25 protein-coding genes are annotated in these 22,999 nt (G+C 70.4%); 18 read left to right on the top strand and 7 right to left on the bottom strand.

The genetic code is table 11. The features are described from left to right. The first annotated feature begins 1 nt into the window (after position 1). Genes QH948_RS09905 through ahcY form a run of 5 tightly spaced genes read left to right on the top strand, consistent with a single transcriptional unit; the run spans position 2 to position 4,477 of the window. Complete coding sequence (locus QH948_RS09905; protein ID WP_281144232.1) at positions 2 to 1,348, top strand: phosphohexomutase domain-containing protein; 1,347 nt, start codon at positions 2 to 4, stop codon at positions 1,346 to 1,348. A 59-nt stretch (positions 1,349 to 1,407) separates the two neighbouring features. Beyond that, a complete protein-coding gene (locus tag QH948_RS09900; RefSeq protein ID WP_219083626.1) occupies positions 1,408 to 1,599 on the top strand; it encodes a Trm112 family protein in 192 nt (63 codons plus the stop codon). Positions 1,600 to 1,609: 10 nt separating this feature from the next. Continuing rightward, entirely contained in the window at positions 1,610 to 2,614 is a 1,005-nt protein-coding gene (locus QH948_RS09895) for a phosphoheptose isomerase family protein (RefSeq protein WP_281144231.1), read from the top strand. Between the two features lies 1 nt (position 2,615). Continuing rightward, positions 2,616 to 3,047, top strand: a complete 432-nt coding sequence (locus tag QH948_RS09890) for a type II 3-dehydroquinate dehydratase (RefSeq protein WP_281144230.1) — start codon at positions 2,616 to 2,618, stop codon at positions 3,045 to 3,047. 32 nt (positions 3,048 to 3,079) lie between these two features. Then, complete coding sequence (gene ahcY / locus QH948_RS09885) at positions 3,080 to 4,477, top strand: adenosylhomocysteinase (protein WP_281144229.1); 1,398 nt, start codon at positions 3,080 to 3,082, stop codon at positions 4,475 to 4,477. A 12-nt stretch (positions 4,478 to 4,489) separates the two neighbouring features. Here the strand turns inward: ahcY and QH948_RS09880 are convergent, their stop codons facing one another. Further along, positions 4,490 to 4,732: a DUF3039 domain-containing protein gene (locus QH948_RS09880; RefSeq protein ID WP_219083630.1), complete on the bottom strand. Its 243-nt coding sequence runs from the start codon at positions 4,730 to 4,732 to the stop codon at positions 4,490 to 4,492. Between the two features lie 55 nt (positions 4,733 to 4,787). Between QH948_RS09880 and QH948_RS09875 the strand changes: the two genes are divergently transcribed. Then, positions 4,788 to 6,134: an MFS transporter gene (locus QH948_RS09875; RefSeq protein WP_281144228.1), complete on the top strand. Its 1,347-nt coding sequence runs from the start codon at positions 4,788 to 4,790 to the stop codon at positions 6,132 to 6,134. Here the strand turns inward: QH948_RS09875 and QH948_RS09870 are convergent. After that, positions 6,131 to 7,237 carry a serine/threonine-protein kinase gene (locus QH948_RS09870; protein WP_281144227.1) on the bottom strand — a complete coding sequence of 369 codons (1,107 nt, stop codon included), beginning with the start codon at positions 7,235 to 7,237 and terminating at the stop codon, positions 6,131 to 6,133. The two genes, QH948_RS09875 and QH948_RS09870, sit on opposite strands and share 4 nt — an antisense overlap. A gap of 69 nt (positions 7,238 to 7,306) precedes the next feature. On the opposite strand from QH948_RS09870, the gene QH948_RS09865 reads away from it, so the two are divergent. After that, positions 7,307 to 8,077, top strand: coding sequence for an RDD family protein (locus tag QH948_RS09865; protein ID WP_281144226.1), 771 nt, complete (start codon positions 7,307 to 7,309; stop codon positions 8,075 to 8,077). Between the two features lie 7 nt (positions 8,078 to 8,084). After that, positions 8,085 to 10,241 carry a 4-alpha-glucanotransferase gene (gene malQ, locus QH948_RS09860; RefSeq protein ID WP_281144225.1) on the top strand — a complete coding sequence of 719 codons (2,157 nt, stop codon included), beginning with the start codon at positions 8,085 to 8,087 and terminating at the stop codon, positions 10,239 to 10,241. Positions 10,242 to 10,244: 3 nt separating this feature from the next. Here the strand turns inward: malQ and QH948_RS09855 are convergent, their stop codons facing one another. After that, positions 10,245 to 11,597, bottom strand: a complete 1,353-nt coding sequence (locus tag QH948_RS09855) for a nicotinate phosphoribosyltransferase (protein ID WP_281144224.1) — start codon at positions 11,595 to 11,597, stop codon at positions 10,245 to 10,247. Between the two features lie 68 nt (positions 11,598 to 11,665). Here QH948_RS09855 and clpS point away from each other — a divergent pair, with 68 nt between their 5' ends. Genes clpS through QH948_RS09810 form a run of 10 tightly spaced genes read left to right on the top strand, consistent with a single transcriptional unit; the run spans position 11,666 to position 18,677 of the window. Continuing rightward, positions 11,666 to 11,959 carry an ATP-dependent Clp protease adapter ClpS gene (clpS, locus tag QH948_RS09850; protein ID WP_281144223.1) on the top strand — a complete coding sequence of 98 codons (294 nt, stop codon included), beginning with the start codon at positions 11,666 to 11,668 and terminating at the stop codon, positions 11,957 to 11,959. Beyond that, positions 11,956 to 12,540 carry a DUF2017 family protein gene (locus QH948_RS09845; RefSeq protein ID WP_281144222.1) on the top strand — a complete coding sequence of 195 codons (585 nt, stop codon included), beginning with the start codon at positions 11,956 to 11,958 and terminating at the stop codon, positions 12,538 to 12,540. The genes clpS and QH948_RS09845 overlap by 4 nt, the downstream gene beginning before the upstream one ends. A gap of 11 nt (positions 12,541 to 12,551) precedes the next feature. Then, positions 12,552 to 13,373, top strand: a complete 822-nt coding sequence (murI, locus tag QH948_RS09840; RefSeq protein ID WP_281144221.1) for a glutamate racemase — start codon at positions 12,552 to 12,554, stop codon at positions 13,371 to 13,373. Continuing rightward, complete coding sequence (locus tag QH948_RS14270) at positions 13,366 to 13,485, top strand: DUF8730 family Cys-rich protein (protein WP_498371058.1); 120 nt, start codon at positions 13,366 to 13,368, stop codon at positions 13,483 to 13,485. The genes murI and QH948_RS14270 overlap by 8 nt, the downstream gene beginning before the upstream one ends. A gap of 40 nt (positions 13,486 to 13,525) precedes the next feature. Further along, positions 13,526 to 14,251: a ribonuclease PH gene (rph, locus tag QH948_RS09835; protein WP_281144220.1), complete on the top strand. Its 726-nt coding sequence runs from the start codon at positions 13,526 to 13,528 to the stop codon at positions 14,249 to 14,251. After that, positions 14,248 to 14,859 carry an RdgB/HAM1 family non-canonical purine NTP pyrophosphatase gene (gene rdgB, locus QH948_RS09830; RefSeq protein WP_281144219.1) on the top strand — a complete coding sequence of 204 codons (612 nt, stop codon included), beginning with the start codon at positions 14,248 to 14,250 and terminating at the stop codon, positions 14,857 to 14,859. Before rph ends, rdgB begins: the two co-directional genes overlap by 4 nt. After that, entirely contained in the window at positions 14,856 to 15,665 is an 810-nt protein-coding gene (locus tag QH948_RS09825) for a thymidylate synthase (RefSeq protein ID WP_281144218.1), read from the top strand. The genes rdgB and QH948_RS09825 overlap by 4 nt, the downstream gene beginning before the upstream one ends. 14 nt (positions 15,666 to 15,679) lie before the next feature. Next, complete coding sequence (locus QH948_RS09820; RefSeq protein WP_281144217.1) at positions 15,680 to 16,156, top strand: dihydrofolate reductase; 477 nt, start codon at positions 15,680 to 15,682, stop codon at positions 16,154 to 16,156. Between the two features lies 1 nt (position 16,157). Beyond that, a complete protein-coding gene (locus QH948_RS09815) occupies positions 16,158 to 17,291 on the top strand; it encodes a glycerate kinase (protein ID WP_281144216.1) in 1,134 nt (377 codons plus the stop codon). 12 nt (positions 17,292 to 17,303) lie between these two features. Next, positions 17,304 to 18,677: a DNA polymerase IV gene (locus tag QH948_RS09810; protein ID WP_281144215.1), complete on the top strand. Its 1,374-nt coding sequence runs from the start codon at positions 17,304 to 17,306 to the stop codon at positions 18,675 to 18,677. Positions 18,678 to 18,681: 4 nt separating this feature from the next. Here the strand turns inward: QH948_RS09810 and QH948_RS09805 are convergent, their stop codons facing one another. Genes QH948_RS09805 through QH948_RS09790 form a run of 4 tightly spaced genes read right to left on the bottom strand, consistent with a single transcriptional unit; the run spans position 18,682 to position 22,945 of the window. Then, positions 18,682 to 19,704, bottom strand: a complete 1,023-nt coding sequence (locus QH948_RS09805) for a LacI family DNA-binding transcriptional regulator (protein ID WP_281144214.1) — start codon at positions 19,702 to 19,704, stop codon at positions 18,682 to 18,684. A gap of 18 nt (positions 19,705 to 19,722) precedes the next feature. Beyond that, positions 19,723 to 20,574 (bottom strand): carbohydrate ABC transporter permease, encoded by an 852-nt coding sequence (locus QH948_RS09800; RefSeq protein ID WP_281144213.1) that lies wholly within the window; start codon positions 20,572 to 20,574, stop codon positions 19,723 to 19,725. After that, positions 20,571 to 21,557 (bottom strand): carbohydrate ABC transporter permease, encoded by a 987-nt coding sequence (locus QH948_RS09795; RefSeq protein ID WP_281144212.1) that lies wholly within the window; start codon positions 21,555 to 21,557, stop codon positions 20,571 to 20,573. Before QH948_RS09795 ends, QH948_RS09800 begins: the two co-directional genes overlap by 4 nt. Positions 21,558 to 21,595: 38 nt before the next feature. Further along, the gene (locus QH948_RS09790) at positions 21,596 to 22,945 is read right to left on the bottom strand and encodes an ABC transporter substrate-binding protein (RefSeq protein ID WP_281144211.1); all 1,350 of its coding nucleotides are present in this window, start codon (positions 22,943 to 22,945) and stop codon (positions 21,596 to 21,598) included. Positions 22,946 to 22,999 lie beyond the last annotated feature (54 nt).

Below are 22,999 nucleotides of genomic sequence, written 5' to 3'. Positions count from 1 at the left end.
CGTGCTCGACGCTGAAATCTTCAAGGCAAACGACATCCGCGGCATCGTCTCAGGCGATGCGCCGCAGTGGGACCTCGACGGTGCCCGTGCCCTCGGCGCCGCGTACGTCGACCTCACCGGCGCGACGCAGTTCGTGCTGAGCCGCGACATGCGTGCATTCGGGCGGGAGCTCTCGCTCGCCTTCATCGACGGCGCCCGCCGCGCGGGAGCCGACGTCATCGACATCGACCTCGCCTCCACCGACGAGCTGTGGTTCGCCTCCGGCTGGTTGTCGCTGCCCGGCGTCCAGTTCACCGCCAGCCACAACCCCGTCCAGTACAACGGCATCAAGTTCTGCCTCGCCGACGCCCGTCCGGTGCCAGGCGACTTCATGGAGCGGCTCCGCGACCGCGCCGCCAACGTCGAGATCGGCGCCGAGGTCACCGGCGGCTACCGAACGATCGACGCGCTCGACGCCTACGCCGACAAGCTCGGCGACCTCGTTCCCCAGCGCGGCCTCCGTGAGATCAAGGTCGTCATCGACGCAGGCAACGGAATGGCCGGCCACACCGCGCTGTCCGTGCTGTCCGGCCGGAACCTGGACATCATCGGCCTCTACCTCGACCTCGACGGGACGTTCCCGAACCATCCCGCGAACCCGCTGGAGCCCGCGAACCTCGTCGACGCGCAGGCGGCCGTGCGCCGCCACGGCGCCGACCTCGCACTGGTCTTCGACGGCGACGCCGACCGTTGCTTCATCATCGACGAGCGCGGCGAGGTCGTCGACCCGTCGGTAGTCACGGCCATGATCGCCGTGGCGGAACTCGCGAAGGAGCCGGGCGCGACCATCGTCACGAACACCATCACGTCGTGGTGTGTCCCCGAGGCCGTCGAGGCGCGGGGCGGCCGCGTGGTCACCTCGCGCGTCGGCCACACCTATGTCAAGGCGCTGATGGCGGACACCGGCGCGATCTTCGGCGGGGAGCACTCCGCCCACTACTACTTCCGCGACTTCTGGTCCGCCGACACCGGCATGCTCGCCGCGCTGCATGTTCTCGAGCTGGTTCGTGAGAGCGATCAGCCGCTGTCGGCGCTGGCCTCGGTCTACGACGGCTACTCCCGCTCGGGGGAGCTGAACTCCACCGTCGACGACGCTCAGGCCTGCCAGGAGCGGGTCGCGCGGGCCTTCGACGGCCGCGGCGATGTCGAGTGGGGTGACGGGCTGACGGTCCGCAACAGGGCCGAGGGCTGGTGGCTCAACCTGCGCCCCAGTAACACCGAACCGCTGCTCAGACTGAACGTCGAGGCACGCAACGACGCCACCATGGGCGCGCTGCGTGACGAGGTCCTCGCGCTGGTCAGGGCCTGAGCCCGGCCCCGGCCGGACACGGTAGAGTCATTCAATCAGTTCTCTCAAGGAGCATTTCCATGGCCGACGAAGCCCTCAAGCTATCGCCCGAATTTCTTGCGATCGCGGCATGCCCGTCCTGCCACGCGAAGTTCGCAGTCGACTACGACGCGAAAGAGCTGATCTGCACCAACCAGGCGTGCGGCCTCGCGTACCCCGTGCGTGACCAGATCCCCGTGCTCCTGATCGACCAGGCCCGCTCCACGCTCTGAGACGTAACCGATGTTCGACGATTCCCGACTTGAGTCCCCCGAGTTGACCGACAGCGAGACGCTGCGCTGGCTCGCCACCGCCGGCGCACGCATCCGCCGCGCCGCCCAGACCCGGCCCATCGGCCACCTCGACCGCGCCGACAGGCCGCGCGGCATCCTCGTGCTCGGCACGGAAGCCCGGCTCGTCCGCGCTGTCCTCGAGCCGGCCTGCCCCGTCCCGTTCATGGCGTGGCCCGGCCCCGGCCTACCCGCGTGGGTGGGCCCCCTCGACCTCGCCGTCGTCCTCGGCGATCATGACTCGCCCGAGTGGGTCCTGCAGTGCGCGGGCGAGGCCGCCCGCCGCGGCGCGTCCCTCATCGTCGCGGCGCCCGAGGATTCGGCGCTGGCCGGCGCGATCGCCGGCTTCTCCGGGGCCTCCCTGATCCCGACGCTCGATTCCGACCCGATGGCCGCCGCCGTCGCCGTGCTCGCGCAGCTCGGCGGGCTCGGGCTCGGACCGGTCGTGCACCCCGAGCAGGTGGCGGAGGCCGCCGACCTGGTCGCGGAGATCTGCGGCCCCTCCAGCGACCTGTCGGAGAACCCCGGAAAGGCGCTCGCACTCGAACTCGCCGATTCGCTGCCCCTGGTCTGGGGCGGCACGGTGCTGGCGGCCCGCGCTTCCCGGCGCATCGCCGAGGCCTGCCGGCGCGCCAGCGGACGCCCGGCCCTCGCCGCCGACGCCTCCGAGCTCAGCGGCCTGCTCCGCGCCATCCCCGAGCGTGATCTGTTCGCCGACCCGGTCGACGACGGCGCCGACGTGCGGCCCGCGCTGGTCATGCTCGACGACGAACTGCTGCCGGGCAGGCTGCGCGATACCGCGGCCGGTCTGATCCGCCAGGCGGAGTCTGTCGGCGTGCGCGTGACCCGCATCAGCTCCGGGCCGGAGGAGCTCGAGGCCACGGCCATCGAGCGCTACGTCACGCTCCTGCAGCGCGGCCTGTACGGGGCCGCCTACCTCGAGATCGGGCTCAGCTGACATGCGCCGCGTCCTCGTCCTCAACGGCCCGAACCTCGGCAGGCTGGGCACCCGCCAGCCCGAGATCTACGGCGCCACCACGCATGCCCAGCTCGCCGACCACCTCGTCGAGACCGGAGCACGGCTCGGGCTCGACGTCGAGGTCCGCCAGAGTGACCACGAGGGCGAGTTCATCGGCTGGCTGCACGAGGCGGCCGATGCCGGCGCCGACGCCGTCCTGAACGCCGGAGCCTGGACGCACTACTCCTACGCTGTCGCCGACGCGGCCGCCCTGGTCGGCCGCTACGTCGAGGTGCACATCTCCAACGTCCACGCGCGCGAGGAGTTCCGCTCGCATTCCGTGCTGTCAGCCAAGGCGTGCGGGGTCATCATCGGCTGCGGCATCGGCGGCTACGACCTGGCGCTGGCGCACCTGGCATCGCTCGACGGCTGAGCAGACCCGCGTCGCCCGGATAGAGTGGCGCCGTGGATTATCGCGTAGCTGACATTGAGCTGGCCGAGTTCGGCCGCAAGGAGATCACGCTCGCCGAGCACGAGATGCCCGGCCTGATGGCGATGCGGGAGCGCTTCGCCGCACAACAGCCCCTGAAGGGGGCCAGGATCGCCGGTTCCCTGCACATGACCGTGCAGACGGCCGTGCTCATCGAGACCCTCGTCGCGCTGGGCGCCGAGGTGCGTTGGGCCTCCTGCAACATCTTCTCGACGCAGGACCACGCCGCCGCGGCCATCGCCGCCGCCGGGATTCCCGTGTTCGCGTGGAAGGGCGAGACCCTCGAGGAGTACTGGGAGTGCGCCCGCGAGATCCTGGTGTGGCCCGACGGCCGCACGCCGAACATGATCCTCGACGATGGTGGCGACGCGACCCTGCTCGTCCACTGGGGAGTCGCGGCGCAGAAGGCCGGGGAGCCGGCCGCCGACGCGGACGGCGACTCGCACGAGGTGACGGTCATCAAGGCGTTGCTGCGCGACACGTTCGGCAGCATCGACTGGGTCGCCATCGCCGACTCGATCCAGGGCGTGACCGAGGAGACCACCACCGGCGTGCACCGCCTCTACGAGATGGAGCGCGACGGCACCCTGCTGTTCCCCGCGATCAACGTCAACGACTCGGTCACCAAGTCGAAGTTCGACAACAAGTACGGCTGTCGGCACTCGCTGATCGACGGCATCAACCGCGCCACCGACGTGCTGATCGGCGGCAAGGTCGCCGTGGTGTGCGGCTACGGAGACGTCGGCAAGGGCTGCGCCGAGTCCCTGCGTGGTCAGGGCGCGCGAGTCATCGTCACCGAGGTCGACCCGATCTGCGCGCTGCAGGCCGCCATGGACGGCTACCAGGTCGCCACCCTCGACTCCGTGATCGGCGTCGGCGACATCTTCGTCACCTGCACCGGCTGCTGCGACGTCATCTCGCACGAGCAGATGGCGCGGATGAAGCACCAGGCGATCGTCGGCAACATCGGCCACTTCGACAACGAGATCGACATGGCGGGGCTGGAGGCGCGCACGGACGTGACGCGCGTCGAGATCAAGCCGCAGGTGCACGAGTGGCGCTTCGACGACGGACACTCGATCTTGGTGCTGTCCGAGGGGCGCCTGCTGAACCTCGGCAACGCCACGGGCCACCCGTCGTTCGTGATGAGCAACTCGTTCACGAACCAGACGCTCGCCCAGATCGAGCTGTTCGTCCGGCCCGACGAGTACCCGGTCGGCGTGTACGTGCTGCCGAAGCACCTGGACGAGGAGGTCGCCCGGCTGCACCTTGCCTCGCTCGGCGTCGAGCTGTCCACGCTCACGCAGAAGCAGGCGGCCTACCTCGGCGTCAGCGTCGAGGGGCCGTTCAAGCCCGACAGCTACCGCTACTGACGAGGGTCCCGGTTACTTCCCGGGGTGCAGGGACTGCCAGATCTCTTTGCACTCCGGGCAGACGGGATACTTCTCCGGGTTCTTCGTGGGCACCCAGACCTTGCCGCAGAGGGCGACCACGGGGGTCCCGTTGACCATGGCGGCGACGAGTTTGTCCTTCGGGACGTAGTGCGAGAAGCGATCCTGATCGCCGTCCTCGAACAGCTCAGTGCGCTCGTCGAGGACTGTCTGGGAGCCGGGGGCCAGTTCACTCATAACACCGAAGTGTACGCGCGGTGAAGGCGCCGCGGCTGGAAAGGGAGGCTGGCTCATGCAGCAACGCACAGCGCTGATCGTCGGCATCATGCTTGCCGTGCTGGCCGCCGCTTTCCAGACCATCGGACTGGCCACGGCGCTGCCGACGATCATGAACCACTTCGGCGCAGCGCAACTCTATCCGTGGGCGTTCACGACGATCGTCACGGGGATGCTGGTCGCCACCGTCGTGGCGGGCAGGGTCGCCGACACCCGCGGACCGGCGTGGCCGATGTACGTCGGCTTCGCCATGTTCCTCGTCGGGCTGGTGCTGGGCATGGCGGCTCCGAACGTGTGGCTCATCCTGCTCGCGCGCCTGGTGCAGGGCCTCGGCGCCGGCGCGCTGAACCTCACGCTGTCGGTGGTGGTCGCGCACGGGTTCCCGGCCGAGCAGCGCCCGCGGGCGATGGCTCTGGTGTCGTTCTGCTGGCTGCTGCCCGCCTTCGTCGGCCCGCCATTTGCAGCCTGGCTGACGCACCACAGCTGGCGGCTGGTGTTCGCCGCCATGATCCCGCTCGTTCTGGTGTCTGTGCTCTGCACCCTGCCGGGAGTGCGGGCGGTGCAGGCGTCCTTCGAGCCGGACGAGGAGGAGGTTCCAGCGGTGGCCGTCGGCCCGCTGGCGTCGGTCGCGCTGGCGCCGTCGCTGATCCTGCTCGCCGGGCAGGGGCTCGGGGTCTGGTCGGTTGCCGCGGCCGTGGTTGGCGCGGGGTTGCTCGCCTGGGGGCTGCCCCGGATCCTGGCCCCCGCGGCGCGCGGGTTCGGGGCAGGCCTGCCGTCGGTCGTGCTGACCAGGGCGCTGCAGGCGGGCTCGTTCTTCGCCGCGGAGACGATCCTTCTCGTCGTGCTGCAGGACCTGCGCGGACTGTCCCCGTTGGAGGTGGGGTTCGCGCTCACCGTCGGCTCGCTCGGCTGGTTCGTCGGCTCCTGGCTGCAGGCCCAGGGCTGGGTACCGCTCAGCCGCGACGGGTTCGTGACGGCCGGAGCGCTGCTCTCGGCGCTCGGCATCGGCTGGCTCACCGTGTTCGCGTGGAACGTGCAGATCCCGCTGGTCGCGGGGCTGCTGGGGTGGGTCGTCGGCGGCATCGGCATGGGTCTGACGATGCCCAGCACCGCCGTGGCGACCATGACGCTGTCCGGCGGCTTCGAGCAGGGCCGCAACCAGTCGTCGCTGCAGGTCGCGGAGTCGGTGGGCAACTCGGTCGTCACGGCGGTGGCCGGGGCGATCTATACGGCGCTGCTGCTGGCCGACCCGCCGCAGCTGGCCTACACCACGGCGCTCGGGGCCGTGCTGGTTCTGAGCGTCGCCTCGGTCCTCGCCAGCCGGCGCATCGGGCACATCGCCAACGAACTGCGCGCCGGCTAGCGCGTCAGCACGTACACGGTGAGCCAGAGCGTCAGCGCGAGGAGCAGGATCGCCGACGCCGTGACCCACACGTGGAACCACAGCGAGTGCGTCTCCCTGGTCTTCGCCGGCCGGTAGCGACCCTTCCCGAGGTAGTTGTCGAGCATCGACGTCGGGGTCTCGGAGCGTGGCATGAGGCTGCCGGGGTGTCGGGGGCCCGCAGGCAGGGTGTCGATGGGTGCGGGGGCCGCCGGCAGCGGCACCGTCGGCGTGCTCGGTGCGGACAGCGGGCGGGGCCGGTACGCGTCCCCGCCGGGGAGGGCTGCGGCCAGGGTGTCGAGGGCATCGGCGAACTGCAACGCGGTCTGCGGACGGCGGTTCGGGTCGGCGGACAGCGCGGAGGCCAGCACCTGGTCGAGCTGCTGGGGGGCGCCGATCTGGGCCGCGACGGGGGCAGGTCCGATGGCGTGGTTCCGGTTCAGCAGCTCCGCCAGCGTCTTGACAGGGAAGGGTGGGTGTCCGGTGAGCAGGGCGTAGGTGACGCAGGCCAACGAGTAGATGTCGGAGCGTTGGTCGAGGCCCGTCGAGTTCGCCTGCTCCAGCGCCATGTAGGCGGGGGTGCCCGCCGTCATCGTGTCGCGGTAGTCGTCCAGCAGCGATTTCGCGACGCCGAGGTCGGCCAGCATCACCCGCACGCCACCCGGCGTGTTGGTGAGCAGGATGTTGCCGGGGGTGATGTCGCGGTGCACGAGCTGGTGGCGGTGCATCACCTCCAGGGCGCGCGCGGCCTCCGCGCACAGCCTGAGGGCGAGCCCGGGGGCGACGAGCCTCTTACGGAGCTGATCGAGGCTGCCTCCGTTGGCCAGATCCATCACGAAGTACGGCTGTCCGCGGTCGGTGGTGCCGATGTCGTAGACGCGGACGATGCGCTCGTCGGAGATGCGCCGCAGCAGCCGGGCCTCGGCGAGGAAGCGGGCGCGCACGTCGTCGTTCGTGGCCCAGTTGTCGGCGAGCACCTTCACCGCGACCGGCACGTCGAGAGTGTCGTCCTGGCCCCGGTAAACGGTCGCGAAGGACCCCGAGCCGATGCGGCCAGTGATCCGGTAACGCCCAATCATCTCCATGTCGCCGCCAATTGTCCCCAAAAATCACCCGACAGGAAAGCCGCGTCCTTGTCTGGCATCCTTGTGGGCATGACTAACGCGCCTCAGCAGCCCCCCGCGGGATGGTATCCGGACCCTGCCGGGACGGATGCGGAACGCTTCTGGGATGGCGTCGCCTGGTCGCAGGCTACGCGTGACCGGTACGAGGAGCAGCCGCCCGCCCCGCCTCAGCCCGGTCACGGCCAGCAGGCCTATGGCCAGCAGGGCTGGGGGCCGCAGGGTTTCGGCCAGCAGCAGAATCAGGGCTACGGCTACGCGACTCTGCAGCCCTCTCCGTACGCGGTTCCGGCCCTGCCGCGCGTCGCGGGCTTCGGCTGGCGCCTCCTCGGCTTCGTGCTCGACAACATTCTGATCATCATCGTGGTGAGCTTCATCGTGAGCGCTGTGGGGCTGAACTCGATGCTCTCGGGGGCCGCCGACCGGTGGGCCCGAGAGCTCGTCCTCTACTCCGAGGGCACCGCGACGGGCCCGCTGCCGATGCCGGACAACGAGCTCTGGCTGGCGATCCTCTACTCGTCGCTGCTCAGTTTCGTGATCTACGGCATCTATCGCACGGTGATGCTCGGCACGCTCGGGGCGACGCTGGGGCAGGCGGCCCTCGGGCTGCGCACGGTGCGGCTGGGCGACGACCAGGCGGGGAAGCTCAGCTGGGGCACCGCCATCCTGCGCGGATTCCTCGGCGCCTTCATCTACGGCATCGGGATCCTGACGATCATCACGGGCATCACCGCGCTCGCATCGCGCAACAAGCAGACCCTCTCCGACATGGCGTCGAAGACGCAGGTCCTCAAGGTCCGGTGAGCGCGAGATGACTGACCTGAGCCCCGGCCTGCAGCGCCTGGCCGACCACTTCGGGATCGCCCGTGAGTTCTGGGACTGGAAGGGACGCCACGTCGACATCCCCGTGAGCACGCTCGTCGAGGTTCTCGCCGCCTTCGACATCGACGCGAGCACGCCGCAGGCGGCAGACGACGCCTGGCAGCGCGTGGTCGACGACTCCTGGCGGCGGGTCCTGCCGCCCTGCACCGTCGCGGAGGAGGGCCACGGCATCCACGTCGACGTACACGTGCCAGCCGGATCCGGCCTCGAGGTGCACGTCGTGCTGGAAAGCGGCGAGACCCGCCCGGCCTGGCAGAGCGACAACGACACTCCCGACCGTGTCGTCGACGGCGCGGCGATCGGCGAGGCGACGTTCTGGCTCGGGGCGGACCTGCCCACCGGCTACCACCACGTCGTCGCCACGACCGCCACCGGCGTCCACAGGGCCTCCGTCATCGTGACGCCCGGGTTCGTGGGCTTCCCTCCCGCGATGCGCGACCAGCGGATCTGGGGCTACGGCACGCAGCTGTACTCCGTGGCGTCGCGCTCCTCGTGGGGCATCGGCGACCTGGCCGACCTTGCGGACCTCATCAGCTGGTCCGGCACCCGCCAGTTCGCCGGCTACGTGCTGATCAACCCGCTGCACGCCGCCGAGACGGTGACCCCGCTCGAGCCGTCGCCGTACCTGCCGGCCAGCCGCCGCTTCATCAACCCGATCTACATCCGGCCCGAGTCCATCGACGAGTACGCCACCCTGGGTCGCGGCGCCCGGCAGCAGGTCAAGGCGCTGCGCAAGCGCGCGGCCGCGCTCGGCCGCGAGTCCGGCATCGTCGAGCGCAACGGCATCTGGCCGCTGAAGCTGGAGGCGCTGCGCCTGATCCACGCCGAGGGCATGCGCGCCGCCCGCCGCATCGCCTACGACGACTTCCGCCGCCGCGAGGGCGTCGGGCTGCGCAACTTCGCGACCTGGAGCGCGCTGTGCGAGCAGCACGGCCAGCGGTGGCGCGAGTGGCCCGAGGAGCTGCAGCGGCCGAGCTCGCCCGCCGTGGTCGAGTTCGCCGAGGACAACGCCGAGGAGATCGACTTCTTCGAGTGGCTGCAGTGGGTCGCCCAGACGCAGATCTCCGCCGCGCAGGCGGTCTCCGCCGAGGTCGGCATGCCCGTCGGCATCGTGACCGACCTCGCGGTCGGCATCAACCGCGAGGGCGCCGAGACCTGGATGATGCCCGACGTCTTTGCGAACAGCATAAGCGTCGGCGCACCTCCCGACCAGTACAACCAGGCGGGCCAGGACTGGGGCCAGCCGCCGTGGCGCCCCGACCGGCTCGCAGAGCTGGCCTACGCGCCCTTCCGGGCGATGGTGTCCGCCGCGCTGCGCCGCGTCGGAGGCCTGCGCGTGGATCACATCATCGGACTGTTCCGGCTCTGGTGGGTGCCGCGCGGCGGCGGCCCGACGCAGGGGACCTACGTCCGCAACAACCACGAGGCGCTGGTCGGCATCCTCGCGCTGGAGGCCCAGCGCGCCCAGGCCCTGGTCGTCGGAGAGGACCTCGGTACCGTCGAGCCGTGGGTCCGCGACTACCTCGCACGCCGCGGCATCCTCGGCACCTCCGTGCTGTGGTTCGAGGCGGGGCTGCAGGGCGAGCCGCTCGACGCGCAGTGGTGGCGCGAGTACTGCATGGCCTCGGTCACGACACACGATCTTCCGCCGACGCTCGGCTACCTCGACGGCGAACACGTCCGCATCCGCGACGACCTGGGGCTGCTGACGGAGCCGCTGGACGACGAGCTGCGCGTCGCCGCGCAGGAACGCGCCGCCTGGCTGGGCAAGCTCGTCGACATCGGCGTGCTCGCGCCCGACAAGGTCGACGACAGCACCGAGGTGATGCTCGCGCTGCACCGCTATCTGCTGCTGACGCCGTCGAAGGTGCTGCTCGCCAACCTCACCGACGCGGTGGGGGAGCGGCGCGCCCAGAACATGCCCGGCACGGTCGACGAGTACCCCAACTGGCGCGTGCCGCTGCACGACGCCGAGGGGCGCCGCATCGAACTGGAGGACGTGTTCTCCGCCCGGCTGCCCCAGAGGCTCGCCGCCGTGATGAACGGGCTGCCCGAGCAGCCGGCGTCGCGGTGGGAGCGGCGCTGAGGCTCAGAGGTTCGTGACCAACGGCGCCGCCTGGTACGGGTTGGTGGTCTCGGCCCCGGCCCCGTCCAGGATGATCGTCTCGATCGCCGGCTCGCCGCGGGAGATGCGGCGGGCCGCGAGCGGCAGCTCCGCCAGCGACTCGGCGTGCCGCACCCGCGCGTCGCCCAGCGTCGCGGTGTAGACCTGCTCGCCGCCGCGGTAGACGGGCACGAGCAGGTCGCGGTCGTCGCCATCGTTGACCGGCGCGGCGCCCAGGCCGATGATCTCCGCCTCCGCGCGGCCGTCGGCCCCGCGACGGCGCATCGCGAACTTACGGCCTCCCAGCGTGTTCTTGCCCTTGGACTTCTTCCCGACCGGCACCATCTCGGCGCCCGGCTCGTCGGAGGCGGCGCGGGCCACCAGCTTGTAGACGAAGCCGCAGGTCGGGTGCCCGGACCCGGTCACGAGCGACGTGCCTACGCCGTACCCGTCGACGGGGGCGCCCTGTAGCATCGCGATCTGCCACTCGTCGAGATCCGAGGTCACCATGATCCTCGTCGTCGTCGCGCCGAGGTCGTCGAGCAGGTCGCGCGCCTGGCGTGCCGTGATGGCGAGGTCGCCGGAGTCCAACCGGATCGCGCCGAGCCGGCCGCCGGTCAGCCGGACGGCGGTGCGGATGGCCGTCTCGACGTCGTAGGTGTCGACCAGCAGGGTGGTGTCGTTGCCCAGCGCCTCAAGCTGGGCTGCGAACGCCGCCTCCTCGGAGTCGAACAGCAGCGTGAAGGAGTGGGCGGCGGTGCCGATGGTCGGGATGCCGTAGCGGCGACCGGCCTCGAGGTTGGAGGTGGACCCGAAGCCGGCGAGGTATGCGGCGCGGGCGGCGGCGACGGCGGCGTCCTCGTGCGTGCGGCGCGACCCCATCTCGGCGCAGGAGCGGCTGCCCGCCATCGCCGTCATGCGCGACGCGGCCGCCGCGATGGCGGAGTCGTGGTTGTAGACGCTGAGCAGGACCGTCTCGAGGACGCATGCCTCGGCGAAGGTGCCCTCGACCGAGAGGACCGGGGAGCCGGGAAAATAGACCTCCCCCTCGGGATAGCCCCAGATGTCGCCGCTGAAGCGGTAGCCGGCGAGCCAGTGCGCCAGGTCGTCGTCGATGACCCCGCGTGCGCGCAGGAAGCCCAGCTCCTCGTCGCCAAAAGTGAACCTCTCGATCTCCTCGATCACCCGGCCGAGCCCGGCGACCACGCCGTAGCGGCGACCCTCGGGGAGACGTCGGGTGAACAGGTCGAACAGGCTGCGGCGCCCGGCGGTGCCCGCCTTGCGCGCGGCCTGCACCATCGTCAGCTCGTAGTGGTCCGTCAGCAATGCCGAAGTCATGCCGACGACAGTAGTCCGTCCACAGGAAACGATCACGGTGTTTGCCCTGAGCGGGCAGAGTAGGGGTCATGACCGCAGTACCTTCCTCCGGCGCCGAGGTCGTCGAACGCCCCCAGGAGGCCCCGCACGAGGTCCGAGCGTGGGTGACCATCGTGTGGGACGACCCCGTCAACCTGATGAGCTACGTCACCTACGTCTTCCAGGAGTACTTCAGGTACCCGCGGACGAAGGCGGAGAAGCTGATGCTGAGGGTCCATCAGGAGGGAAAGGCGGTCGTGTCGACCGGCAACCGCGAGGAGATGGAGCGCGACGTGCTCGCGATGCAGGGCTACAACCTCTGGGCCACCATGGAGCAGGCATGACGCTCGGTGACGACCAGCTGGTCTGGGCCTTCGACGGGCGCGACGGCCGCGACGGGGGGCTGCGGGCGATGCTCGGGTTCTACCTCGAGCACCTCTCCGCGCTGCTGCCGCCGCCCAGCGACGACCCGTTCGAGCAGATCGTCGCCGATCTGGCCGACGACCCCACCAACCGCATGCTCGCCGACCCCCGCCTGGCCCGGCTCTACCCGCCGGCCACCGACCAGGAACAGGACGCCGACGAGTTCTGGCGCGGTTCCATCCACGACCAGACGCGGATCAGGATCGCCGCGGCAGAGAAGGTCACGGCTGCCCTGGACGAGTGGGTCGGGTTCGTGCCGGTCAGCCTCTCCGAGGTCGACGACTGGGCGCGGACCCTGGGTGCGCTCAGGCTCTTCTGGTACGCCGAGCTCGCTGGCACCGAGCGGCTCGCGGAGCCCGTCGCGGCCGTCGTCCGCGACAATCCCGGCCTGCACGACCTCATCGAGTGGCTCGGATACCTGCTGGAGGACCTGCTCGAGATGCGCGGGGCCTGCCTGTCGGCGGGCCAGGGGCTCGATCCGGAGCAGTTCGACCGCGCGTAGGATGGCACGTTGTGAATGATGCGATCGACCGGCCCATCGGGGTCTTCGACTCCGGATTCGGCGGGCTCACCGTCCTGAGGTCGCTGGTGGAGCAGCTCCCCAACGAGGACTTCGTCTATCTGGGCGACACCGCCCGGGCGCCCTACGGCCCGCGGTCCATCGCGCAGGTGCGGGAGTTCGCCCTCGAGGGGCTCGACCACCTGATGGAACGCGACGTCAAGGCCCTGGTCATCGCATGCAACTCCGCATCGTCGGCCGTGCTGCGCGACGCGCGCGAACGCTACGACGTGCCCGTCACCGAGGTGATCCTGCCCGCCGCCAGCCGCGCCATCGCCGCGACCCGCAACGGCCGCATCGGCGTCGTCGCCACCGAGTCGACCATCAACTCCGCCTCCTACGACGACGCCTTCGCCGTCGCCGACATCCTGCTCACCACGCAGGCCTGCCCCCGCTTCGTCGAGTTCGTCGAGGCCGGCATCACCGGAGGCGACGAGCTGCTCGCCGTCGCGGAGGAGTACCTGGCGCCCATCAAGAAGGCCCAGTGCGACACGCTCATCCTCGGCTGCACGCACTACCCGCTGCTCGCCGGAGTCATCGGCTACGTGCTGGGCAACGGGGTGACGCTGGTGTCGTCGGCGGAGGCGTGCGCGCAGTCGACCTACTCGCAGCTGACGCAGGCGAACCTGCTCAGGCATCAGCCACGCGAGGCGCTCCGCGCGTTCCTGACCACCGGAAACGCCGACGACTTCCAGGGAATCGGGCGTAGATTGTTGGGTGGCTTCGTGACGAACGCCACGAAGGTCACGATCGACAAGGAGAACGCCCATGTGTAAGAGGGTCACCTGCGAACGCTGCGGCAAGCCCACCTGGGCCGGCTGCGGGGAGCACATCGAGCAGGCTCTCGAGGGTGTCCCCGCGGATCAGCGCTGCACCTGCCCCCGCTGACCACGCCGTCGGCGCGAAGCGGTGGGGTACGTTTGACCCCATGACCGCGACTCGCATCGATGGACGACGCCCCGACGAGCTGCGCGAGGTGCGCATCACGCGCAACTGGCTCGACCACGCCGAAGGATCCGTCCTCGTGGAGTTCGGCCGCACCCGCGTGCTGGTGGCCGCCTCCGTGACCACCGGCGTGCCGCGCTGGCGCACCGGATCGGGCCTCGGCTGGGTGACCGCCGAGTACGCCATGCTGCCGCGCGCGACGCACACCCGCTCCGACCGCGAGTCCGTCAAGGGCCGCATCGGCGGCCGCACGCACGAGATCTCCCGGCTGGTCGGCCGCGCGCTGCGCGCCGTCGTCGACCTCAAGGAGCTCGGCGAGAACACCATCGTGCTGGACTGCGACGTGCTGCAGGCCGACGGCGGCACCCGCACCGCGGCCATCACGGGCGCGTACGTCGCGCTGGCCGACGCCGTCGAGCACCTCCGCGGCCTCGGTGCCCTCGCGGGTGAGCCACTCAAGGACTCCGTGGCAGCGATCTCGGTCGGCTTCGACGCCGAGGGCACTGCGCTCCTGGACCTGCGCTACGAGGAGGACTCGGCCGCCGAGACCGACATGAACATCGTCATGACCGGCTCTGGCGACTTCGTCGAGGTGCAGGGCACCGCCGAAGGCACGCCGTTCAGCCGGGAGGAGCTCGGGCGCCTGCTCGACCTTGGCACGCTTGGCTGCGCCGAGCTGGCCCGCATCCAGCGTGAGGCCCTCGCGTGAGGCGCCCCGACCGGATCGTGCTCGCCACGAACAACCCGAAGAAGCTCGGAGAGCTGCGCCGCATCATCGAGGCCGAGGAGCTGGGCGTCGAGGTGCTCGGCCTCGGAGACCTCGCCCCCTATCCTGAGCCCGAAGAGACCGAGCGCACCTTCGAGGGCAACGCCTTCCTGAAGGCCGGCGCCGCCGCCCGCGAGACGGGGCTGGCCGCAGTCGCCGACGACTCGGGCCTCGAGGTCGATGAGCTCAACTCCATGCCCGGCGTCCGCTCCGCACGGTGGGCCGGGCCGGCCTGCGACGACGAGGACAACAACGCGCTGCTGCTCGCGCAGCTCGACGGTGTCCCCGCAGAGCGCCGCACGGGCCGTTTCGTGTGCGCGCTCGCGCTTGTCACACCCGACGGTGAGCGTCGCGTCTGGCACGGGCTGATGCCCGGCCGCGTCGCGGAGGCGCCCGCCGGCGAGAACGGCTTCGGCTACGACCCGCTGTTCATCCCGGCGGGCATGGAGGTCACCTCCGCCGAGCTCACACCTGCGGAGAAGGACTCCATCTCGCACCGCGGCATCGCCGTGCGGGCCTTCGTCGACTGGCTCGGGGAGCTCGACGCATGAAGCAGTACCACGACCTTCTGGCGCACATCATCTCGACCGGCGTCGACCGCGGCGACCGCACGGGTACCGGCACGCGCTCGGTGTTCGGTTACCAGATGCGCTTCGACCTGCGCGAGGGCTTCCCGCTGCTGACCACCAAGAAAGTGCACACCCGGTCGGTGTTCGGGGAGCTGCTCTGGTTCCTGCGCGGCGACACCAACATCGCCTGGCTGCACGAGAACCGCATCTCGATCTGGGACGAGTGGGCCGACGCGAACGGCGACCTCGGGCCCGTCTACGGCTACCAGTGGCGATCCTGGCCCACCCCGGACGGGCGACACGTCGACCAGATCGCGCGCGTCGTCGAGTCGCTGCGCAGCAATCCGGAGTCGAGGCGGCACATCGTGAGCGCCTGGAACGTCGCCGACGTCGACGACATGGCCCTTCCGCCGTGCCACACCATGTTCCAGTTCTACGTGACCCCCGAGGCCGACGGGCCCGGCACGCTCAGCTGCCAGCTCTACCAGCGCTCGGCCGACGTGTTCCTCGGCGTTCCGTTCAACATCGCGTCCTACGCGCTGCTGACGCATCTGGTGGCGCAGGTGGTCGGGCTGAGGGTCGGCGACTTCGTGCACACGCTGGGCGACGCGCACATCTACTCGAACCACTTCGACCAGGTCGCCGAGCAGCTGACCCGGATCCCGCGTCCGCTGCCCACGCTGCACCTCAACCCCGAGGTGACGGCCATCGACGAGTTCCAGCTGGCGGACATCGAGGTCCGCGGTTACGACCCGTACCCCGTCATCAAGGCACCCATCGCCGTCTGACAAGGAGAACCGCAGTGCGCATCGTCGCCATTGCCGCCGTCGCCGACAACGGAGTCATCGGCTCGGGGGAGGACATGCTCTGGCACATCCCCGAGGACTTCCGCCGCTTCAAAGCCGTCACCACCGGCAACACGCTGATCTTCGGTCGCCGCACGCACGAGCAGATCGGCCACACACTGCCGGGCCGACGGATCATCGTCGTGACCAGGGACCCCGAATGGACCGACGACGGAGTCGAGGTCGCGCATTCGATCACCGAGGCCCTCGACCTGGCCGCCCGGACGCCGGAGAAGGTCTGCTACATCGGCGGCGGCTCCCAGATCTACGAGGCGGCCTGGCCCTACCTGACGGAGCTCGACATCACGGTCGTGCACCAGAGCCCCGAGGGATCCGCTCTGTTCCCGAAGGTCACGGCCCGGGACTGGACCGAGGTCTCGCGGGAGCCGCGCACCGGGTTCGACTTCGTCTCGTACCTGCCGACCCCGTCCTGACATGCGCGTCGTCTTCGCCCCCGACAGCTTCAAGGGCAGCATCCCCGCACGGGAGGCCGCCGAGGCGCTGGCGGCTGGGTGGACTTCCGTCCGCCCCGACGACGACGCGGTGCTGCGGCCCATGGCCGACGGCGGCGAGGGTACCCGGGCCGCCTTCAGCGCGGCGATCCAGGGCACGCAGCAGCGCGCGACCGACGTGGTTGGGCCCGACGGTGCGAGCCACCCCGCGCCGTGGCTGATGCTGCCCGGCCGGACGGCCTTCATCGAGCTGGCCTCGGCGTCGGGCATCGAGCTGCTGGGGGAGTGTCGGCTGCCGTTCGACGCCCACACGCTCGGCTTCGGCCAGGCGATCGCCGCGGCGATCGCGGACGGCGCGACCCGCATCCTGCTCGGCATCGGGTCCAGCGCGTCCACCGACGCCGGGACCGGCATGCTGCGCGCGCTGGGGGCCCGCTTCCTGGACGCCGACGGGGGTGATGTCGCGCTCGGACTCCGCGGCCTGGCGGACCTGGCCTCGGTCGATCTCAACGGGCTGATCCCGCTGCCGCCGCGCGGCGTCCTCGTGCTGAGCGACGTCGACAACCCGCTGCTCGGGCCGCGCGGCGCGGCCCACGTCTTCGGCCCGCAGAAGGGCCTCGATGAACGGGGCGTCGAGCTGGCGGATCTGATGCTGGCCCGCTTCGCCGCACTCCTGGGGGCCGACCCGGACCGGCCGGGCGCCGGTGCCGCGGGCGGCACCGGCTACGCGCTGCAGTTCTGGGGTGCCGAGCTGGGAACCGGGGCGACGGAGGTCGCGCGCATCGTCGGGCTGCCGGACGCCCTCGACGGTGCGGACCTGGTCGTCACGGGCGAGGGGAAGTTCGACGTCTCCAGCGCGCATGGGAAGGTACCGGCCAGCGTCGCGGACCTGGCCGCAAGCGCCGGGGTCCCGGCCGCGCTGGTCGCGGGCGCTGTCGCCAAGGACGCCGACGCCTCGGCCTTCGCGACGGTCCTGTCCCTGACCAGCCTCGCCGGGTCTGCGGCCGCGGCCATGTCCGACGCCGCGCGCTGGCTCCGCGCCGCGGGGCAGCGGCTCGCCCACGACGCGGGTGGCCAGCAGCCGGGCCCGGCGGGCAGGGAGGCAGCGGCTGGGTAGTGTGGCTGTGCCATGCCTCGCCGGATCCTGCACCTCGACCTCGACGCGTTCTTCGCCGCCGTCGAGCAGCGCGACAAGCCCTCGTTGCGCGGCAGGGCCGTCGTCGAGCAGCGCGACAAGCCCTCGTTGCGCGGCAGGGCCGTCGTCGTCGGGGGAACCGGACCCCGAGGCGTCGTCGCCACCGCCTCCTACGAGGCCCGCGCCTTCGGCGTCCGCTCGGCGATGTCGGGCGCGGAGGCAAGGCGCCGCGCGCCGCGCGCCGCGTTCCTCGGCGGCCGGTTCGATGCCTACCGCGAGTCGTCGCGCATCGTGATGGGACTCCTGCGCGAGGTCTCGCCGCTGGTCGAGCCGCTGAGCCTCGACGAGGCCTTCATGGACCTCGAGCCGTCCGGGTGGCCGGACGACGAGCTGGTCGAGCGGGTCGAGTGGCTGCGGGCCGAGCTGACGGAGCGGACGGAGGGGCTGACTGCGTCCGTGGGGGTCGGCAGCGCCAAGTTCCTCGCCAAGCTGGCCAGCGAGGCTGGTAAACCCGACGGGATCCGCATCCTCGACCCGGCCGAGGAGTTCGATTTCCTTGCGCCGCTGCCGGTGCGCGCCATCCCCGGGGTCGGGCCGGCCACCGAGCAGCGGCTGGTCGCGATCGGCTGCCACACAGTCGCGGATCTGCGGGATGCGGACCCGGCGGAGCTCATCCGCGAGCTGGGCGCCTCCGCGGGGGCCGGGCTCTCGGAGCTGGCCTGGGGGCGCGACGCGCGGCGCGTCGAGCCGGTCAGGGACCCGAAGTCCATCTCGACGGAGGACACGTTCGCCGTCGACCTGACGGACCGGGCCCAGCTGGAGGCGATCCTCGTGCGCGACGCGGCCTCGGTCGTCGCCCGGCTCAACAAGGCCGGCTTCTTCGCGCGGACGGTGACGTTGAAGGTGCGATTCGCCGACTTCAGCACCCGGACGATCGCCCGCAGCCTCGGCGGGGCGACCGATCAGGTCGACGAGATCACGGCCGCGGGGCTGGCCTCCCTGGGGGAGGTCGACGTCAGGGCCGGGGTGCGTTTGCTCGGGCTGGGCGTCAGCGGCTTCGCGCTCGCGGCCCAGGAGCGGCTGTTCGGCGACGAGGAGCCGACCCCGAGCGTCGTGTCGGAGGCCTCCGACGTCGGCCTGAGCGGTGTGCGCGGCAGCGTGCGCTACCATCCGGGGGCCGACGTCGTGCACGACGAGCTGGGTCGGGGCTGGGTGTGGGGCTCCGGGCTGGGGCGGGTCACGGTCCGCTTCGAGACAAGGCGCACCGGGCCCGGCCCTGTGCGGACCTTCGTCGAGTCCGATCCGGCGCTGCATCCGGCGGGCATCGACCCGCTGGCCCGAGCGGTCGCCGCGGACGAGGACGAGTAGCCGCTCAGGCGGAGGCGCGCACCACCAGCTTGGCGCGCAGCAGCGTCACCGGGTCGACGGGGCGGCCCTCGATCAGCGCGACCAGGGTGGTCGCCAGCTCAGAGCCCATCGCGATCATCGGCTGCCGCATGGTGGTCAGGGGCGGCTCGATTGTGCTGCTGAAGAAGGAGTCGTCGTACCCGACCACCGCGACGTCGTCGGGCACGTGCAGCCCCGCCTCGCGCAGCGCCTGCAGCGCGCCCATGGCCATCTGGTCGTTGGCCGCGAACAGCCCATCGACCGTCGGGTCGAGTTCGAGCAGCCTGCGTGCCGCGGCCAGGCCGGACTCGGTGGAGAAGTCACCGACGACCTCGGGCCCCGGCGTCAGGCCGGCCATCAGGAGTGCCTCCTGCCAGCCGAGTCTCCGGTCGACGCCTGGGCGCATGTCCTGGGGGCCCGAGATGGCGGCGATGTGGCGGCAGCCGCGCCCGATCAGGTGCGTGACCGCCTTGGACGCCCCGTCGACGTTGTCGACGTCGACCACCACCGCGCCGGGGGAGTCGCCCAGTGGGCGGCCGCCGAACACGACGGGCAGCACCTGGCCGAGGTCCTTGTAGGAGTGGTCACCCGTGTGGTGCGAGATGACGATGGCCCCGTCGACGTTGCCGCCGAGCAGGTAGCGCCGGGTCTTCGCCGCGTTGCTCTCGGAGCCGATCAGCATCGTCAGCGTGTAGTCCGAGTCGTTGAGCGTGGTCGCGACGCCCTGGACCACCGACGCGAAGAAGGGGTCGGCGAAGATGCGGGCCGCGGTCTCGGGGACGACCAGGGCGATGGCCTGCGTCCGGTTGCTCGCCAGGGAGCGCGCGGCGCGGTTCGGGACGTAGCCCAGTTCGTCGATTGCCCGGTTGACGCTCTCGACGGCTTCGGGCCGCACGGTGGGGTGGCCGTTGACCACGCGCGACACCGTCGCGCGTGAGACACCGGCGCGTGCCGCCACCTCCTCGAGAGTCGGGATGCCGCGCCTCACCGCCTCTGCCTTGTCAGCCATGCCAGGAGCATAGTCATCTCACCCCTTGACGGCACCCGCCATGATGCCGGACACGAGATGCTTGCCCGCCACGACGAACAGGAGGAGGAGGGGGAGCGTGGCTAGGACCGCGCCGTTGAGGACGACGGAGTAGTCCACGTAGCGCGCGGACTGCAGCTGGCTGAGCGCGACCTGCAGCGTCGGGTTCTGCGGCACGACCAGCAGCGGCCATAGGTAGTCGGTCCAGGCGGTCATGAATGTGAACAGGGCGAGGATCGCCATCGCGGGCCGGGCCGCGGGGAGCCCGACGTTGACGAACGTGCGGACCATGGAGGCGCCGTCGACGCGGGCGGCCTCGATCAGCTCGTCGGGGATGACGTCGACCAGGTACTGCCGCATGAAGAAGACGCCGAACGCCGTTACGAGCGTCGGGACGATCACAGCTCCCAGCGTGCCCGTCCAGCCGAACTGCTTCATGAGCATGAACAGCGGGATGATGCCGAGCTGGGTCGGGACCGCCATCGTCGCGATCACGGCGATCATGAGCCCGTCGCGGCCGCGGAACCGCAGCTTCGCGAAGGCGTAGCCGGCGAGCGTCGAGAAGATCACGACGGAGAGTGTGATGACCGACGACACGATGATCGAGTTCGCCAGGGCCTTCCAGAAGTCGACGGTGGCGAAGACCTCCTGCGCGTTGGCCCAGAACTGGCCCCCCGGCAGCAGCGGCGGCCAGGTGCTGGTCAGGGCCGACTTGTCGCTGGAGCCGATCACGAAGGACCAGTACAGCGGGTACGTGCCCCCGATGAAGAAGGCCGAGATCAGGGCGTAGACGAACCAGCGGGGGCGGGACAGATCACCGACGCCCCGGTTCGGCTTGCGGGTCGCGCTCATTTGACTGCCTTTCTGGACCGGCGGGTGCGGCCGGCCCGCGACTCCGCGCTCGCGATGGTGCGCGACAGCATGAAGTTGAGGATGCCGATGGCCACGATGAGGAGGAACAACAGCCAGGCGACGGCGGCCGCCCGCCCGAACTGCTGTCGGTTGAAGGCGAGGTCCCACAGGTAGAGCACCGTCGTCTGGTACTGCCGCTGCGGGCCGCCCGGCACCGAGCTTGTCGCGTTGAAGAGCTTCGGCTCGGTGAAGATCTGCAGGCCGCCGATGGTGGCGGTGATGATGACGAAGATGATCGTCGGGCGGATGCTGGGAACCGTGATGGAGAAGAACCTGCGCACGGCGCCGGCCCCGTCGATCGCCGCGGACTCGTAGATGTCGCGCGGCACGGCCTGCATCGCGGCGAGCAGGATCAGCGCGTTGTACCCGGTCCAGCGCCAGTTGACCATCGTGGCGATAGCCAGGTGGCTCGGCAGGGTCTCCGTCTTCCACATCACCGGATCGAGGCCGAAGGACTGCAGGATGTTGTTCACCAGGCCGTACTTCTCGCCGAAGATGTTGGAGAAGATCAGCGTCACCGCCACGGGCGTGACGACGTAGGGGATCAGGATCGACAGCCGCCAGAACGTCTTTGCGCGGAGGTTCTGGTCGAGGATCGCCGCGAGCGCCAGGGCAGTGATGATCTGGGGCACCGAGCTCAGCAGGAAGATGCTGAAGGTGTTGAAGATGGAGTTCCAGAACAGCGGGTCGGAGAGTTCGCGCGTGAAGTTCGCGAGCCCGACCCAGTCGCCGGGACCGGTCAGCAGATTCCAGTTGTTGAGCGACACCACGAAGGTGTAGACCAACGGGAACAGGCCGATCAGCCCGAACAGGATGAAGAAGGGCGCGACGTACGCGTAGGGGGAGTACTTCACGTCCCAGCGGCTGAGCCGCTGGCGGAAGGTCAGCCCCGGACGGGTCTGTCTGGCCGTGGTCGAGTGCATGCGTCGCGCCCTTCTATGGTGTGGTGTGCGTCAGTGCGTCAGCTGGCGACGACGGTGTCGAGCAGCTTCAGGGCGTTGTCCCACGAGGTGGGGCCGTCAGCCTTGCCCGAGTCGATCTCCTGGACGCTGGGGCCGAAGACCTGCTCCTGGATGACCGAGTCATCGGGGCCCTTGTACTGGGCCTTGACGCCCTCGGCGCGCTTGGCCAGGATCTCGCCGATCGGCGCGTCGTTGAAGAACTCCGTCAGCTCGGAGGAGCCCGTCACGCCGGGGTCCTTCTGCGCCTCGAGGTTGCTGGGGAACGCACCGGCCGCCTGGAAGGCCGAGACCTGCTGCTGCGCGTCGGTCAGCCACGCCGCCAGCTCGGCGGCCTCCTTCGGGTGCTCAGAGGTCGTGGGGACCGTCAGGAACGAGCCGCCCCAGTTGGACGCGCCACCCGGGAAGACATCGGCGAAGTCCCAGCCGGAGTCGGCGTCGCCGCCGCCCGCCTCGACCTGGCCCTTGACGACGCCCAGCATCCAGCCGGGGCACACGAACGTCGCGAACGAGCCGTCGACGAAGGCCTTGCCGCCGCCCCAGTCCCACTGGGTCTGGGCGCTGGACAGGCCGTCGGCTGCAGCGTCGGCCAGCATCAGCCAGCGGGACTTGAGCTCCTCATTGTCCTTGACGTTGAGCGTCCCGTCAGCCTTGTAGTAGCCCTCGTCGAGCTGGTTGACCATGGAGTTCCACACGAAGCCGGACTGGTCGTACCACGCCTTGCCGGTCTTCTCGTGGTACTGGCGACCGACCTCGAAGAACGTCTCCCAGGATGCGTTGTCGCCGCCGAGCAGCTCGGCGAAGCCGTCGCGGTCGGAGGCCATGCCGGCCTCCTCGAGCAGCTTCGAGTTGTAGCAGACGCCCTGGGGGCCGATGTCGGTGCCGTAGCCGATGATGCGGCCGTTGCTGTCGGTGGCCTGGGCGATCTTCCAGTCGACCCAGTTGCCCTTGATGTCGTCGGCGCCGTAGTCGCGCAGGTCGGTGAACGAGTCGGAGACCTGCATGACCTTGCTCAGCCAGCCCTCCTCGACCGCCTGCACATCGGGGAGCCCGGAACCGGCGGCCTGCTTGGTCTGCCAGTCGGTCAGCGCGTTGCCGCCGGTGTCGATGTTGTTGGCCTTGATGGTGATGTTCGGGTGGTCGGCCTCGTACTTCGCGTAGAGGTCGTCGAGCCCCATGGTGCCGAACGTCGTGACGGTCAGCTCGATGGGCTCGGTGGACTCGGCGGATGCCGACCCGGTGGCGGCACTCGTGCTGCCGTCGGTGGTCGTGCCGGAGCACGCCGTCGCCAGCAGTGTGATTGAGACGGCGCTGGCGAGACCTGCCAGGAGCCGTGAGCGGTGGTTGGACACGTTCACTCCCTTGTGTTGGCCGACGTTGAGAGCGCTCTCTCTGCCGGCGGTTCC

The sequence above is a fragment of the Tessaracoccus lacteus genome, assembly GCF_029917005.1.
Classification (GTDB): domain Bacteria; phylum Actinomycetota; class Actinomycetes; order Propionibacteriales; family Propionibacteriaceae; genus Arachnia; species Arachnia lactea.
The sequence above is the reverse complement of the archived record's forward strand: the minus strand, read 5'-3'. Positions and strand labels throughout refer to the sequence as shown.